Raw genomic sequence first — 15,762 nt, forward strand, 5'->3', positions numbered from 1 at the left:
CCCGAATCGGTTTGCTGGGCCAGTCGCTTTCACCTTCGGAGCCGCCGCACGCCCAGGGTCGAAGACCGGCCGGTTGAGGCAAGCTGAATGGCCACTGCATCTTTGCGCCGGCGCCGGGGACCGCTTGACCGTCACGGCGTCCGTGCACCAACACCGTGGAGCGCCGATGGACAACCGGTTCTTTCCCTTGGTCGTCGTGACGGCCATGCTCGCTCTGGGAATGACCCTGACCGTCGCGGACTTCCGGCGCGCAGCCGCGCTCAAACGCCCACTGGTGGTGGCCCTGCTCTGCCAGGCGCTGGCGCTGCCGGCGCTGTGCCTGCTGATCGCCGAGGCGTTCAGCCTGCCGGCGAAGCTTTCCATTGGCCTGATGCTGATATCCGCAGTCCCCGGCGGTCTGCTGGCGAACGTGTTCAGTCACTTGGTGAATGGCGATCTGGCCCTCAATCTCACCCTCACCGCGATCAACGCCGTGCTGTCCATCGCGTCGCTGCCGGCAATTCTCGCGTTCTCGATCACGTGGTTCACCGGCGAGGGACGCAGCATCCCGCTTCAGTTGGACAAGTTCGTCGCGGTCGTCGGACTGGTGCTCATCCCCACCGCGATCGGGGTCGCGATCCGGGAACGCTTCCCCGGTCTGGCCCGCCGGCTCAAGCGGCCAGTCCGGGTCTCCGCCGGGGCGCTTCTGGTGGCCGTCTCCGTGGCGGCGATCGTCGGCGGACGAACGACGGTGTCGAACAACCTCGGCGCACTCAGCGGAGCGGTGGTGACGTTCTGCACCGTCAGCCTGACCGTCGGCTATCTCGTGCCGCGCTGGATGAAACTCGCCCCGCGCCAGGCCATCGCCATCAGCCTCGAAATCGGCATGCACAACGCGATGGTCGCCACGGCTATCGCGCTGAGCCCGCAACTGCTCGACAGCGCCGAAATCGGCACTGTCCCGGCGCTGTACGGGGTCATCGCTCCGGTTATCGCTTTGTTGCTGGTAGCCACGGTGCGCCGAGTCGATCCGGCATACCGGCAAGACCGCCGATCCCCGACCGACTCCACCGACAGCGCGGCAACTGACTATCAGCACCTCGTCACGAAAGGCGACACCCCATGAGCCAGCTACAGCGCCCGCCGCAGGACGCACCCAACGTCGTGGTGATCCTGCTCGACGACCTCGGCTTTGCCCAATTCGGCTGCTACGGATCGGATATCTCGACACCGACGATCGATCGTCTGGCCGCCGGCGGCCTGCGCTACAACCGGTTTCACGTAACGGCCCTGTGTTCGCCGACTCGTGCCGCGCTGTTGACCGGCCGCAACCACCACGCGGTCGGGATGGGGTTCCTCGCAGACCTGCCCACCACGCATCCGGGCTACACCGCGCACATTCCCCGCTCGGCGGCCACCCTGCCGCGGATCCTGCGTGACGCGGGATGGAGCACCCTGGCTACCGGCAAGTGGCATCTGGTGCCACGCGGTGAACGTGGCCCGGCAGGGCCTTTCGACCAATGGCCGCTGGGATTGGGTTTCGACCGCTACTACGGTTTTCTGCGGGGCGACGCCAATCAATGGGCACCCGTACTGGTCCGCGACAATTCGTTCGTCGAGCCGCCGGCCCGGCCCGATGAGGGCTATCACCTGACCGAAGACCTTGCCGACGAAGCGATCCGCATGATCCTCGGTCAACAGGCCAGCGCCCCCGGCAAACCCTTCTTCCTCTACTTCACCCCGGGTGCCATGCACTCGCCGCATCACGTGGAGCGCTCCTGGGCAGACGCCTACGCCGGCAGGTTCGACCAGGGATGGGATCGCTGGCGCGACCAGCTGTTCGCCCGGCAAGTGGCGTCCGGAGTCATCCCGGCCACCACGACGTTGACGCCGCGGCCGTCCTGGGTTCCCGCCTGGGACACCCTCAGCGCCGACGAGCGCCGGCTCTATGCCCGCATGCACGAGGTCTACGCCGGCTTCCTCAGCCACACCGACGCGCAGATCGGCCGTGTGGTCGATGTCCTCGAACGAATCGGGGTGCTCGACAACACCCTGATCCTGTTGCTGTCCGACAACGGCGCCAGTGCCGAGGGCGGCGTCTCCGGAACGGTCAACGAGCACCGGTTCACCCACCGGATCCGTGACGACCTCGCCGAGAACCTCGCGCAACTCGACGACTGGGGCGGGCACCGCAACTACCCGCACTACGCATGGGGATGGGCCTGGGCCGGCAATACGCCGTTTCGGCTGTGGAAGCGCTACACCTGGCTCGGTGGTACGCGCGTGCCGTTCATCGCCCACTGGCCCCGGGGCATCAGTGAGGGCGGCGGCGTGCGTGGGCAGTTCGCCCACGCGATCGACGTCCTGCCGACCGTGCTGGACGCCTGCGGCCTCACCGCCCCGGACTCCGTGGACGGCATCCCCCAACAGCCCATTCAGGGCGCCAGTCTCCTGCCTTCGTTCACCGATCCTGCTGCACCCAACCCGCGTTCGGTGCAGTACTTCGAGATGATGGGGTCGCGGGCGATCTTCGCCGACGGCTGGAAAGCCACCACCGACCACGTGTCGTTCGGCGTCATGGATGAAGACGAACTGCTTCCCGGCAGCCGCGACTTCGACACCGACCAGTGGTCGCTGTTCCGCCTCGACGAGGACTTCTCGGAGTTCCACGATCTGGCCGACCAGCATCCCGACGTCCTCGAGCAGCTCAAGCAGCAATGGTCGGATGAGGCGGCGGCCAACAATGTGCTTCCGCTGCTGGACTCCCTGATCGGGCGGCTTTCGGCCGCGGCACAGCCGCAGTACCCGATAGGACTCAAAGCCACGTTGTATCCGCAGGCCGGCCCTGTTCTCGACGAGGCACTGCCGATGGTGGCAGGCGGCGGACACCTCCTCGCCGATGTGGACGTGCCGCAGGACACGCCCAGCGGGGTCCTGTTCGCCATCGGCGATCGCAACGGCGGCCTGGCCGCCTACGTCATCGACGGAACGCTCCGTGTCGCCGTCGCACTGCCCAGTGGACTTCTGCAGCTGCGGTCAGAGCAGCAACTGCCGACGGGACGCCACCTTGTCGGTTGCGTACTGCGCCTGGTGGACGGCGGAGCCGCTGTGGACGCGGTGGTCGACGGCACCGTCGTCGCGACCGCCCAGGCAGACCATGGGCTGCCGTTCATCTGGCAGCACGGCGGCACGCACCTGACCCTCGGCTACGACCGCGGCCTGCCGGTGGCCGACGATTACCAGCCACCGTTTGCCTGGAACGGGACGTTGCATGCCGTCCACGTACAGGCCGGCCAAGCCGAACTCGACCAGATCGAGGCGCTGCGCATCGCACTGCAGTCCGACTAGGTGCTGCGGTTCATGCCGTTTGTAGACGCTTCCTGAAGGGTCCGTCCGTGACCCACGGTAAAGCTCCGTTGTCCGTTGACGGCCGTCGTCGGTTCGTTGCTCGATGTGCCGATCGTCCGGTTGCTGTCAACGGCAACTGCCCGCGTAGCCGCTGCGATGCAGATCTAGCGGGACTGGGCTCCTAAAGGGGGTCAACCGCTTCCGTCGCTTCGCTGCGCTAGCTGTACTGACCAGAGAGGTTAGGTACACGGCTGGCTGGTGGTTGACCGCCGAGTGCTGTGTGGCCGCGGTGGTGATTGTAGGTGTGTAGCCAGCGGGGGTACCCCTGGCAACGTTCCGTGTCACTGGTGTAGAGGCGCGCGTAGGCCCATTCGTCTGCCAGGGTTCGGTGGAATCTCTCCACTTTGCCGTTGGTCTGCGGTCGATACGGTCGTGTGCGGCGGTGTTCGATGTGGCCGAGCGCATCGCGGAAGGCATGTGATCGGTAGCAGGATCCGTTGTCGGTCAACACCGTCCGGACTGTGATACCGCGTTCGGCGAACCAGGTATTTGCTCGCTCCCAGAACCCGGCGGCGGTCTCCTTGCGCTCGTCGGCCAGCAGTTCGGAGTAGGCCAGCCGCGGGACTTGTCGGCCTGGGCGTTGCGATTGCCCACCGTACGGCCCAGCATGCGCCAGCCGCCGCCGGCGGGGATCTTGCCCAGCTTCTTGACATCGACGTGGACCAGATCGCCACAGCGCGCCGACTCCATCCGCCGCACGACGCGTCCGGTGGCGCGGTCAAGCCAGCGCAGCTTGGCGATGCCGTAGCGGGTCAGCGCCCGATGCACCGTCGAGGGGTGCACCCCGAGCAGGTAGCCGATGCGCGCCGGCCCCCACCGCCGGGTGACCCGAACTCCGATGATGCGCCGCTCGGTACGCGTGGGCGTGCGATTCGGATTGCGATGAGGCCGTGAGCTGCGATCGGCCATCGCGACCGCGCCCGGCGCAACGTCCAACCGTCATCGACGATGCAACGAGCCAGCCGTAGACGACCGGTTTCCGACAAAGGGGCATTACGGTGAACCACGAAGACCTCCGAAGTGAGCAGTGCGTTCCTTAGACAGCTCGCACTCCACTCGGAGGTCTTCGTCTTGTCACCTCACCACGCCGTCACCAACGTCCGTGGTCAGTACAGCTAGCTGGCTGCGGCATCGGCCGCAAGGCGCTGCGCGGTAGTGCTGGGCCAACGAAGCGGGCTCAACCACTGCGCGCCCGCGGCGGCGTGGCCGTCGAGCCGCTGGCCCGATGACGGGTGCAGCGCTGCCAGCGACGCCCGGTGGTTTCCGACTTGGGGCCCCAGCCCCGACAGCGGCCCACCGGGGCTCGGCGGGGCGCCGGTACGGAATGCGGTGGCCAGCGCCAGCGTCTGCTCATCGCCGGATCCTGAGATCTCCAGTACCGTCCATGTCTCGGGCGTCGGGTATGCCCAAACCTTCGAGAGCAGATCCGATACATCCTGGCCGGATGTAACACGATACGCGGCAAGGTGATCCCCGTTTTCCTGAACAACGGCGTGCCAGGTCTCACGCGAGCCCGCGGCATCCAGTCGTGGAATGTCGTCGGGCTCGACAGGGGTGGCCACCCAACCGGCTTCACGGAGATGATCGGCCAGGCGGCGCGCCGCGACGGCGGCGGTCTGGTGCAACGGTATTTCCGGTGAACGTGCCTGCAGCGCAGCGAGATTGTCGACGGCCGAAAAGGTCAGCCCGATCCACGTGGCGCGCTCCCGGGTGCCGGCGTGGTCCCCAACGTCTCGGCTGGTCACCCGGATCGCGTCCGCGTGCAGGCCGTAACGGTCCAGGTAGCCGGCGATCAGCGGCAAGGGAAGCAGGTCGGGGTCCTCCGCCGGCGCCGCGACGGCCAGCAGCGCGGTGACCCGGGCTTCGGTGCCCGGTCTGCGCGCTCTGCGTACGCCGCGTTTCGGACGTTTGATCGTTGCCCAGCGCCGGAGAAGCGTGGTCACCGGCAGCCCGCGCCGGCGAGCCAAGGCCACGGCCACCACGGCCAGGCCGATGCCGAGCACCCAGCGCTCGCGCGCCGTCTGCCAGGGGTACGCCGTCGCAGCGGCGACCGCCACGAACAGCACCAGCGTGATCCGCCCGGTTCCCGGCGACGATGATCGGTGCGTACTCACAGGGTGGTCTCCTTTCTGCGGCGCGCCGTGATCGCGGCGGCGCCTACGGCCAATCCGAGCACCGTGATGCCGCCGAATGCGACAAGCTGCGGCGTGCGGTCTTTCGGTGCTGGTTGCGGTGGCGCGGCTACCCGCTTCACCGGCTCCGTGTTCGGGACGGATCCGGCGGGCAGGTGCCATGTCAGCGCGGCGACGGGGTCAACAGTTCCGGCACCGAGCAGGTTGGACGGCGCGCGAGCCGTGTCTCGCGCGGTGGCGGTGATCCGGTGAATCACCTGCGCTGCGTTCAGCTCCGGGTACCTGCTCCGGATCAGCGCCGCGACACCGGCCACGTATCCGGACGCGTACCCGGTTCCGCTGAGCGGCACCGGTTTCTGCCGAGGACCGGGCAGCCCGTTGGCCAGGCCACCGTCGTCGCGGTTGCTCACGGAGACGATGTTCTCCCCCGGCGCGGCGACACCGACCCACGGGCCGGCCATGGTGAATGCGGAGGGCTGGCCGTTGGGGGCCACCGATCCCACCGACAGCACATAGGGCTGCCAGGACGACGGGATCGACACCGAGGTGACGCTCGACCATCCACGCGGGTCTTCCGGCCGACTCAGATCGGTCAGCGCGTTGGACTGGCAACCCGCGGCACCCGGGGCCGACCCGGTAGCGCCGCTGTCACCGGCTGCGGCGACCACGACAGCGTCTTTGTCGACCACCGCATAGCGGATCGCCGCACCCAGTTCGGTCTGGTCGATGTCGCGGTCAGCGGCCAAGCAGTGCACTGCCGAGACGGCGATCACCCGCGCACCCAGGTCCGCGGCGTGCACGATCGCCCGGCTCAGCGCCGCCACATCGAAAGCTGCCTGGGCCAACTCGGGGTCGCCACTCGCTGCAGCCGGGCTGAACTTGGCCGACGCGGCGCGGAGCGAGACCAGCCGTGCCGCGGGCGCGACACCGGCGAAGCCGTCGTCGCCGGGTTGTCCGGCTACGAGTCCGGCGATCAGTGTTCCGTGTCCGTCGCAATCGGTGAGGCCGTCGGTGGTACCGACATAGTCCCCTCCCGGCTCGACGGCCGGCAGCCGCGGCCCGAGCCGTACGCCGGTGTCGATAATGGCCACTGTCTGGCCCTCACCCCGAGAGAACTGCCACGCCGCCGGCAGATCGAGTTGGCGCAGCCCAGCGGTGGCATCTGTGAGATCACCTCCGCCGATGATCTCGGTAGTGCTGCACTCGCTGTTCTGCCGGGTGGCCTGCACGGGACCCGGAGTCCCGCTCGGCGGTACTGCGCCGGCATCAATGGTCGGCGGGGTGATCGCCATGACCGGCGGGGCTGTCCACAGCGCCGCGACGAGGACTCCGGCAAGCCCGGCCAATCGGACCGCCCTCGACACCCCCCATACCGGGCCCGAAGGGCTCATCGATTGAGCGCCCAGCTGAAGATGCCGACGAAGTAGGCGACCGCAGGGATCAGCGATGCGTCCAGACCGGAGGCGAGGAAGCCGACCAGTCGACGCACCGGCAGCGAATAGCTGTGTGGATCAGCGACTGCCGGAACCGCAGCGGCCAGCACCCATACCGCTGCCAAACCGGCGAACGCCGCTACTGCGATCAACGCGGCCAGGTAGCGGCCGGTCGCAGCGTAGAGCACGGCCAGCGCCGTCGCCACCAGGAAAGGCTGGGCCAGCAACCAGGATTTCCCGGCCACCGAATCCCATACCCGGGCACGGAGCGCGGCGGCGGCCACGCTGGCGATGACCACGTACCACCCCCACGACGGGGCGGCTTCCGGTCGAGCGGCGATCGCGAACGCACCGAGAGCACCGAGCAGCACTCCACCGGCGATGAATCCGGTCTGGTACTGCTCGCCGGCCGCCACCCGGCGAGGCAGATCCTCGAGCACGCGCAGTGACGGAGCCGACGGGGTCGGATCGCCCGGTGCCGGGATGGCGGGCAGCGGGAACCGCGCCCACAGCGCGGACAGATGCGGGGCCGAGACGGTGAGCAGCAGGGCCAGTACGACCAGTCCCCCGCCGATGCTGCTCAGTGGCAGCGCCCATAACGTCTCGACCGCGGCCGCCAGCGCGACGCCGGCGCCGACCACGCTCGTCGCAGTGAAGAATCCGAGATCACGGCGCGAACCGACGACAACGATCAACGACCACGCCGCAACGCCGGCGGCACCCAGCGTTACCTGTGCGGGCCCGAACGGCCCCGGCACCGCCAAGGTCAGCGCCGCGGCGATGGGTGCCAGCGCGGCGATCGACAACACTGAGTTGTGCGGTGGACGAACGACCAGCGCGGTCAGTGCGGTGAGCGCGGCGACTGCGCCGACGGCGATCAACCCCGTAGGGGCTCCGGTCGCCAACCGATGTGTCACCGCCAGAGCCGTTGCCAACACAATCAATCCGACGATTGTCGCCAATGCCCCCGCCCGGACATGCCCCTGTTCCCAGGGCTTGCGCCGGGAGCCTGAGAAGATCACCGCGGCGTCGGCGATGTCTTCGACGATCCCCGGCGCAGACGGCCCCGCGGGCACCGGCTGCAGGGCCAACAGGTCCCCGTCGACCACGCCGACGGTGTCCAGGCTGGCGTCCAGGCTGAACGGTGCACCACCGATCGGCGCGAGGGTGAGCCGGTCGAGGGCGGTGTCGTCGCCGCTGCCGTCAACCTCATCGGAGACGGACGGCACCACCAGTCGCTGAACGGTGGGCAGGATTTCGCGTAGCGGCAGGTCGGCGGGCACAGCGATCTCCGTCAGCCGGCTCTCGGCCAGGACGGCTATCCGCACAATCGGTATCACAGCGTTGGCCATCACGGGGTCCTCTGCTTCAGAAGGGACATGGGTTCTTCTCCTAGCGCGTCAAGGTTGGGCTGAAGTGCGGGTTGACTAGTTGTAGGTAGGTGGGTTCGTCGTTGTCGTTGAGCAGGATTGCGCGGCCTGCGGGCAGGCGGGCGAAGCGTTGGCCGCGGATCTTGCCGCTGTCGGCGGGGTTGCCCGACAGCATCAGGGTGGTGGCCTGCAGGTCGTTGAGGCGCCGCAGCAGCGTGTTGGTCATCAGGGCATGCCCGGAGCCGGTGGCCCGGCCGGTGACGATGACCCGCAACCCGAGATCGCCTGCTTGGGAGAGCAGTTCGATCAGGGTGGTCCACGGCCGCTGCCCGGCGTAGGGCCCGGTCAGGGCCGGGCTGTCGGGGATGGCGTCGACATCGTCGATGAGCAGGTAATGGGTGTGACCTTCATAGCGCCAGGCGGCCAGATCCGCCGCCGACAAACCGGCCGGGGGCCGCCGGGAGCCGATCAACGCTGAGAGGCCCAGCATCGCCGGGATCACCCGATCCACATTGGCGGTGTACTCGTTGTCGTCGAACAGCGGTTCGTCGACCAGATGCAGGCGCCGATCGATGACGGTGAACGCCACCTGCTCGCCGCTGGAGTGCTCCCGCACGGTGCGGATGATGTGCCGCAACAAGGTGGTCTTGCCGGACTTGGCATCCCCGAGCACCAGCAGCAACGGGTTGGCGGTGAAGTCCACCTGCACCGGGGCCAGGTCCTCTTCGCGGACCCCGATGACGATGCGTTCCGGTGCCGGGTAGATCGGGCCGACCTCCTCGGGGGCCAGGTTGGTCGGCAGCAGACGCACCGGGGGTGCGGCCAGCCTGGGATGGCGGGCATTGATCGCCGCGATCTGGCCCAGATCGGGTTGGGCGATCAAGAAGTGCTCAGCGGCCATGGTCAGACCCCGGCCGGGCTGGTTGGCCGGCACCGCCTCCGCGGGCCGCGTCAACGCCCCGGCGACCCGCACATTGCTGTCGCGGGCGTCGTGGAGTTTGAGTTCCAGACGCATACCCAGCCCGTCACGCATCGCCAAGGGCACCTCCAGCCAACTGGGGGTGGTGACCACCACGTGGATGCCGTAGGCCAGCCCGACGTTGACCAGCTCGGTCACCTTGGCCAGCAACGGGTTGCGGGTGTTGAACGCATCGGTGTTGTCGCGGCTGAACGCATACAGGTTGTCGATGACCAAGAACACTTCACCGTAACCGTCGTTGAGGGCACCGATACTGCCGTCACGGAACGCTTCCCGCTGCTGACGGGCGGTCAGCAGTTGCTCGAGTTCACCGAAGGTCCGCCGGATCCGCTCAGGCTCCAGCCCCGAGGCGACACTGCCCACATGGGCCAGATCCTGCAGGGCCCGCAGCTGCCCGCCGCCGTAATCGAGGACATAGAAACTGACCTCCCGCGGGGAATGCAGCTGCGCGGCCGACAGAATGAACGTCTGCAACGCGGTGGTCTTGCCCGACTTGGGGCCCCCGTGAATCAGCAGGTTGCCCGACGCGGAGCGGGCATCGAAGACCAGCGGGTCCCGACGCATGTCGAACGGCTTGTCGATCTCCCCCAACGGCCAGCGCAGCTGCCGCGCCCCGATGCCCGCCCCGGCCAAAGTCTGCGCCAGCGGAATCGGCTCATCCAGCGGCGGCAACCACAACGGCGGGGCCTGCGGCCCATACCCGGCCAACTGATCCCCAATGGTGGCGATCAGCTTGCGGGGCGGACCCAGCACCTCATCCTCGGCCTCACCGACCACCACCGTCTCCGCACCGGAGTCCACCGCGGCAGCGGTGAACAACTTCGGCTCCGGCAGGGCATGCATCACCACCGACCGTGCCTGGCGCGGCGGGTCATAGATCCCATCGACATAGGTGGAGCGGAACTTGATCGGCGCCGCCCCCGGAGCGGGCACCAAAAAGCCCTCACCTTTGTGCTCTTTACCCGACTCGATGTGATAGGCGTCCTCGACACCGATGATCTGCCGCGACACACTCGGGCTCGCGACCTTCAACCCGATCCGATACGAGGTGTTCTTGTCGATGTCTTTGATCTTGCCGACATCCAAAGTCTGCGACGCGAACAGAATATGGATCCGGAACGAGCGGCCCTTGCGGGCCACATAGTCGAACAACTCCGCATACTCCGGGTGATCGGCCAGCATCAACGTGAACTCATCGGCCACGATGAACAACGTCGGGATCGGCGCCAGATCATGGCCGGCCGCGATCGCCGCCTCATACTCGGTCACCGAGTTAAACGCACTGCCCTGCACCCGCCGGCCGGCCTCACGCAGCAACAACTCGCGGCGCGCCACCTCCCCACGCAAGGTGTCGGCGAACCGATCGGCTAGGGACTTCTTCTCGGCCATATTCGAGATGACCGCCACCACCTGCGGGAAATGCCGGAAGATGTCCGCGCCGGCCTCCCCCTTGAAGTCGGCGTAGATCACGATCAGCCGATCGGCCGAATGCGTGGTCAACAACGACAACAGGATCGACATCAACGTCTGCGACTTACCTGAGCCGGTCATGCCGATCATCAACCCGTGCGGGCCCATCCCGCCCTCGGCCTCATCCTTGAGATCGAAGTACAACGGCTCACCGGTCGCGGTCACCCCGATCGGAACCCGCAACTCCTCCTCGCGGCTACGCGGCGCCCACAACGCCGGCACATCCAACCGCGAGGCATCGGCGATCCCCAACAACGTGGTGAACGTCGCCCCCCGCGTGCCCGCCGACCGCAACCCGGCATGCGTCGGATTGGAATCCCAGCGCGACAACCGCCGCGCCACATGCGCAGCCTCCGCCGCCCCCAACGAGTCCGCGGCATCGACCCAACGCTGCCAGCCGGCCCCACCCTGCCACCGATCCAACGCCACCCCACCGGCGGTGACCCGCAGGATCGGGCGTTCGGGATCGGCGTACTGCTCGCGATGCGGCGCCACCGCCGCCCGTTGCACCACCGTCACCCCGGCCCGCGCGGCCCCCAACACCGAACCCGCCACATCGAAATCCGGGTCATCGACAATGACCAGCAGATGCCGTGCCGTCTCACCCGCCTCACCGGTGAACGCCGGACGCGACGCCAACTCCGGCGCCAACAACCCCACCAACTCCGCAGCAGTCGAAGCCAGGTAGCGGGCCGGGCCCACCCCATCGACAGAGCCGGCGATATCGGCATGCGGCAACCACTTCAACCACGACCACGCCGGCGACTCCAACTCCGGCGACGCCAACGCCACCCCCAACACCGTCGGGTCATGCCACGTCACCGCCTGAGCCACCCACGCCCGCAACGCCGCCCGCACCTCATCAGCGCCGTCCTCACCCTCACCGAGCACCGTGACCCGCGACACCTTCGCCACATCCAGCCCCACCGGCACATCACGCACCGTGCGCTGGGTGTCCAACAACGACCGCAACGCCGAATGCGAGACCGGCTCCAGATCAATCTCATCGGCGATATCGGCCACCCGCACCGCACTGGCCAACGGCACCGCATGCCGGCCTACCCGCACCACCAGGAAATCCTCGTCGTGCGGATCGCGCTCCCACTGCCGCCGCGAACCCGGCGCCGCCACCAAATCCACCGGATCCGGATGCGACCACTCCGCCGCCGCCCGCTGCTTAGCCGCCGCCCCGCGAATATTGTCCCGAACCACCGACAGATACCGCAGATAATCAGCCCGCTCAGCATCGATCTCAACGGTGCGAGTCTTCTTATCCCCACCCCGATAAATCCCCGCCGCCGCCACCAACAACGCAAACGGGAAGAACAACATCACCGGAGACACCAACCGCATCCCCGTCGCGACCATGGCAATCACCATGCCCACAATCAACGCCACGATCACCACCGGCAACGCCCGCTGCAAAAACGACGCCGGCACCAACCGCGGCAACTCCGGCGGCGCCTCCACCGTGATCGCACCCCGATCCACCGGCGGCACCGGCAACCGACGACGCGCCTCAAAAATCAAACGACTCATCGTGACTCTCCCACATTCGACACCACGCCCAGCTCACCAACCACACGACGACCCGGACGCGGATCCGGCGGCAACCCGTCATGAGCCAACAACGCATCAGCCCGCGACAGACTCGGCCCCGCGGCAAACTGCGACAGCACCGACCACGGCACCGGCAACACCGGCCCACTCAAACCCAACGCCGACACCGTGTCAGCACCGGCACCGCCAGGGCCGCCTTCGGTGCTGAGGCCGTACCGCACACCGGTATCGGAGATCCAGAACAGCGATCCCGCCGGCTCCGAGGCCGGGGCCTGACCGACGGCCTGGGCGACATAGCCCAGGCCGGGCGTCAATGCGACGCGGGCGGCGGTACGGCCAACCCCGGCCCCCACCAGATCCAATGTCGGAACACCCTCGCGCAGCGGCAGCGTCGAACCCGACAGCAACGTCAACGAACTGGTGCTCGCTCCCGCGGGCTTACTCCACTGCGCGCACGTCACCGGCGCCGACACCCCATCGACCACATGCAGCGGCTTGTCCGGGAACCGTGACACATCCAACTGCCGCGACACCGGCAACCGCGCAATGTCGTCAGCACCCAACACCGGCGGCCGCTCCAAACCGTGCGAATCAGTGTTACGCAACACCGCCGCAAGCACCCCGGAAATCGGCTGCAAACCGTCTTCCAAAACCGCGTAGTACTGGCGAACGGCATCGGAATTGTCCCCGATCTCGTGCGCGACGACGACCCCGCCGACGGGCACCGGTTCCGGCAGCCCATACCGCGGCGGAACTCCTGCCTCAGGAATGGCAGGCGGTACCAACGCCGGTGCCTCGGGGATCGCATTGAACAATCCAGAGGCGATCGGGCGGGGCTTCACCGCACCCGCATCCAGGCCCAGGGCGGCGGTGATGGCGCGGTCGGCCAGGTCGATCCGGCTGCGCTTGCCGTCCCACAGCAGCCACGTCCCAGAACCGTTGTCGGCCAACACCGCGCGCTCAGCGCCCAGCGCCGCAGCCCGAGAGCCACTGCTGTCCAACGGCCCCGCGATCACCGTCACCCCGACAGCCGAACCAGAAGCCGCGTCGCACACCGTCCACTCCGCATCGGTTTCGGTGCTTTGCACCGTGCGCTCGGGTGCACCCGGAATTCCCAACAGGTTGCCTCGCGGGAAGCTGTCCAATACAGCCGTCTTCACGGCTGTGGGGTTGGCCGGACGCCCGGCGATCAGGCGCGCCGACGTCAGGTTCAACACCGGGTGCAACTGCTCCCCGACCCGCACGTACAGCGCCGAGGTGGCGCGGTCGGACAGTATGACATCGTTGCCGGCCGATCCACCGGGGCGGATCAACGACAGGACAAAGCAGCCGGCCAAACCGGCTACCAGCAGAACCGCCCCCATCAGCACCGCACGCGACTGCGCGCGCAGCGGCTCCACCAGCATCCGGGTGTCGTGCAGGGCAAGGCCGGCGGCGATCCGCCGCACAAGAAATCGCCATCCGCTGACCTGATGTTTGGTGACGAATCCGCGCCGGTACTCCACCCGGTCGGGGTTGTCGTTGACCGGGGTGCGCGAGGCGAACGAGCGCCGCTCCTCTTCCGGGTGATCGAACGGGGCGCTCACGCCTTCACCTCCAGGCCCAGACCGCGCAGCAACGGCGCCACCGAGTTGCGAACGTCGTCAGCTGTGATCGTCATGAGCTCCTCATCGGTGAACGTCTCTGTGCCGGCGTGCTCGGAGTGGTCCAGCCGGAACTCGCGCTCCTCCTCGGAGCGTTCGACGAGGTTTCGCACGAACCGGCCGTTGCCGGCGATGTCGAGGCTGCGGCGGGCGACGCCGTTGGCGTCGGGGTGCGACGCCTCGGCCAGCTCCGCGAACAGCGCCTGCAAGTCCTGCTGCGCGGCAGGATCGAACACGCTGTCGCGGTGCTCGGCCATCACCGTTGCGATCTCGACCAGCTCCGCCGCCGTGTAGGACGGGAAGTCGATACTGCGGCTGAACCGGGAGCGCAGACCCTCGTTGGTGTCCAGGAACCGGTCCAGGTCAGCCCGGTAACCTGCGATGATCACCACCAGGCGGTCACGGTCGTTCTCCATGCGCGCCAGCAGGGTGTCGATGGCGATCAGACCGAAGTCGTTCTTGGCGCCGGTGGCCACCAGGGCGTAGGCCTCGTCGAGGAACAGCACACCGTCGAGCGCACTGTCGATGACGGCGTTGGTCTTGGCCTCGGTCTCACCGATGTGCTGGCCGATCAGGTCGGCACGATGCACCTCGCGAACATTCTCCTTCTTCAGCAGCCCCAGACCGCAGTAGATCTTCGCCACCACGCGGGCGATCGTGGTCTTACCCGTCCCGGGAGGACCGGCGAAGACCAGGTGGTGGGCGCGCTGAGCGACGGCCAGCCCATGCTGCTCACGCCGGATGGCCATCGCCACTGAACTTTTCAGCCGCTGAACCTGGTCCTTGACCTCCTCGAGGCCGATGAACTCCGACAGTTCGCGCTCTGCCTCCGCCAATAGTTCGGCCTTGCGCTCTTGCGCGCCGGGATCGATGAAGTCCGATTCGGTCGGCTCGGTGGCGGGGTCCCACGGATCGGTGCGCGCGGCGATCCGGTCAGCGGTGGTGGTGACGATCCCGAAGCTGTGGTCCAACAGGGCCTCTTGGATCTGGTCGTTCTCCGGGTTGGCGGCATAGAGGTCCTGCAGCACCTCGGCCGCGGTCTCCTCATCGTCCTGCGCGCGCAGGATCAGCCCCTTGGCAAACGCCCCGTCCGTGGCCGCGACCGCGATCGGCCCCTCCGGCTCCTCCAGGTAGGACAACGCCGGCGCATACATGCCCAACCGCGCCAGCGCGGTGCCGAGCGCGATCTTGGCGGCATGGGAGAACAACGCATCCAAGTCGGTGTCGTTGACGATCGGGGTCAACAGCTTGACGACATCCGACCATCGCTCGGCGCGATAGTGGATCACCGTCGCGATCCAGCGGGCGTCACGGAAGTTCGGCCGGCGCTCGGCGATCTCGGTGGCGAGCCGGTACGCCTCTCCGTAGCGGCCGGCCGCTGCCAGCGCGCTCGCGTATGCCAGCTGGAAGTCGTGGGGATCGGTGGCACGGAACTGCAGGTACAGGCCAGAGTCGTAGGTGAAACCCAGCGCACCCTGCTGTAGGTCCAGGCGCCGCTGCAGAGCGCCCAGGGTCGGTGCGGTACGCCACACCGCTTCCAGCGCGCGTGCTGAAGTGTCTCCAGCCGCTGCCAGGCCCACCCACGCATCGCATTGCTCATGGGCGACCCGAGTCAGCGCCGCGAAGCCGGTGCGGGCAGCGGCCAGGTCGGCGGGCCGTTTCCGACCGTGGACCGCGATGCCCAGCGCTCGACTGCAGGTGGCAAACCGGCTGACGATGTCTGCATCCACCCGGGTTGTGCGAGTACGTGCCTCCAGCACGCCTACGTCACGGTTACTCATCCTCGAA

General features: G+C 67.8%; 8 protein-coding genes and 1 pseudogene. 2 read left to right on the plus strand and 7 right to left on the minus strand.

The features are described 5' to 3' along the window. The first annotated feature begins 166 nt into the window (after positions 1–166). Both G6N14_RS09080 and G6N14_RS09085 read left to right on the plus strand, forming a co-directional pair. On the plus strand, positions 167–1,105 hold the full coding sequence (locus tag G6N14_RS09080; RefSeq protein ID WP_085136859.1) for a bile acid:sodium symporter family protein: 939 nt from the start codon (positions 167–169) through the stop codon (positions 1,103–1,105). Continuing rightward, a complete protein-coding gene (locus G6N14_RS09085; RefSeq protein ID WP_085136860.1) occupies positions 1,102–3,327 on the plus strand; it encodes an arylsulfatase in 2,226 nt (741 codons plus the stop codon). The genes G6N14_RS09080 and G6N14_RS09085 overlap by 4 nt, the downstream gene beginning before the upstream one ends. Before the next feature lie 217 nt (positions 3,328–3,544). Here the strand turns inward: G6N14_RS09085 and G6N14_RS09090 are convergent. The 7 genes and pseudogenes from G6N14_RS09090 to eccA all read right to left on the minus strand — a co-directional run bounded on the left by G6N14_RS09090 (position 3,545) and on the right by eccA (position 15,755). Beyond that, positions 3,545–4,394 (minus strand): annotated as a pseudogene (locus G6N14_RS09090) (IS481 family transposase). 108 nt (positions 4,395–4,502) lie between these two features. Continuing rightward, positions 4,503–5,501: a type VII secretion protein EccE gene (gene eccE / locus G6N14_RS09095; RefSeq protein WP_085133735.1), complete on the minus strand. Its 999-nt coding sequence runs from the start codon at positions 5,499–5,501 to the stop codon at positions 4,503–4,505. After that, on the minus strand, positions 5,498–6,910 hold the full coding sequence (gene mycP, locus G6N14_RS09100) for a type VII secretion-associated serine protease mycosin (protein WP_085133736.1): 1,413 nt from the start codon (positions 6,908–6,910) through the stop codon (positions 5,498–5,500). The genes eccE and mycP overlap by 4 nt, the downstream gene beginning before the upstream one ends. Further along, positions 6,907–8,304, minus strand: a complete 1,398-nt coding sequence (gene eccD / locus G6N14_RS09105; protein WP_109559635.1) for a type VII secretion integral membrane protein EccD — start codon at positions 8,302–8,304, stop codon at positions 6,907–6,909. Before eccD ends, mycP begins: the two co-directional genes overlap by 4 nt. Before the next feature lie 40 nt (positions 8,305–8,344). Continuing rightward, on the minus strand, positions 8,345–12,310 hold the full coding sequence (eccCa, locus tag G6N14_RS09110) for a type VII secretion protein EccCa (RefSeq protein WP_163787109.1): 3,966 nt from the start codon (positions 12,308–12,310) through the stop codon (positions 8,345–8,347). After that, positions 12,307–13,917 carry a type VII secretion protein EccB gene (gene eccB, locus G6N14_RS09115; RefSeq protein WP_085135940.1) on the minus strand — a complete coding sequence of 537 codons (1,611 nt, stop codon included), beginning with the start codon at positions 13,915–13,917 and terminating at the stop codon, positions 12,307–12,309. Before eccB ends, eccCa begins: the two co-directional genes overlap by 4 nt. Next, a complete protein-coding gene (gene eccA, locus G6N14_RS09120; protein ID WP_085135939.1) occupies positions 13,914–15,755 on the minus strand; it encodes a type VII secretion AAA-ATPase EccA in 1,842 nt (613 codons plus the stop codon). The genes eccB and eccA overlap by 4 nt, the downstream gene beginning before the upstream one ends. Between the last annotated feature and the right edge of the window lie 7 nt (positions 15,756–15,762).

The sequence above is a fragment of the Mycolicibacter hiberniae genome (assembly GCF_010729485.1).
Classification (GTDB): domain Bacteria; phylum Actinomycetota; class Actinomycetes; order Mycobacteriales; family Mycobacteriaceae; genus Mycobacterium; species Mycobacterium hiberniae.

Excerpts from the sequence above, each read along its gene's own strand:
- G6N14_RS09080 (WP_085136859.1), top strand. The coding sequence starts at position 167 with ATGGACAACCGGTTCTTTCCCTTGGTCGTCGTGACGGCCATGCTCGCT.
- G6N14_RS09085 (WP_085136860.1), top strand. The coding sequence starts at position 1,102 with ATGAGCCAGCTACAGCGCCCGCCGCAGGACGCACCCAACGTCGTGGTG.
- eccCa (WP_163787109.1), bottom strand. The coding sequence starts at position 12,310 with ATGAGTCGTTTGATTTTTGAGGCGCGTCGTCGGTTGCCGGTGCCGCCG.
- eccA (WP_085135939.1), bottom strand. The coding sequence starts at position 15,755 with ATGAGTAACCGTGACGTAGGCGTGCTGGAGGCACGTACTCGCACAACC.
- mycP (WP_085133736.1), bottom strand. The coding sequence starts at position 6,910 with ATGAGCCCTTCGGGCCCGGTATGGGGGGTGTCGAGGGCGGTCCGATTG.
- eccD (WP_109559635.1), bottom strand. The coding sequence starts at position 8,304 with ATGGCCAACGCTGTGATACCGATTGTGCGGATAGCCGTCCTGGCCGAG.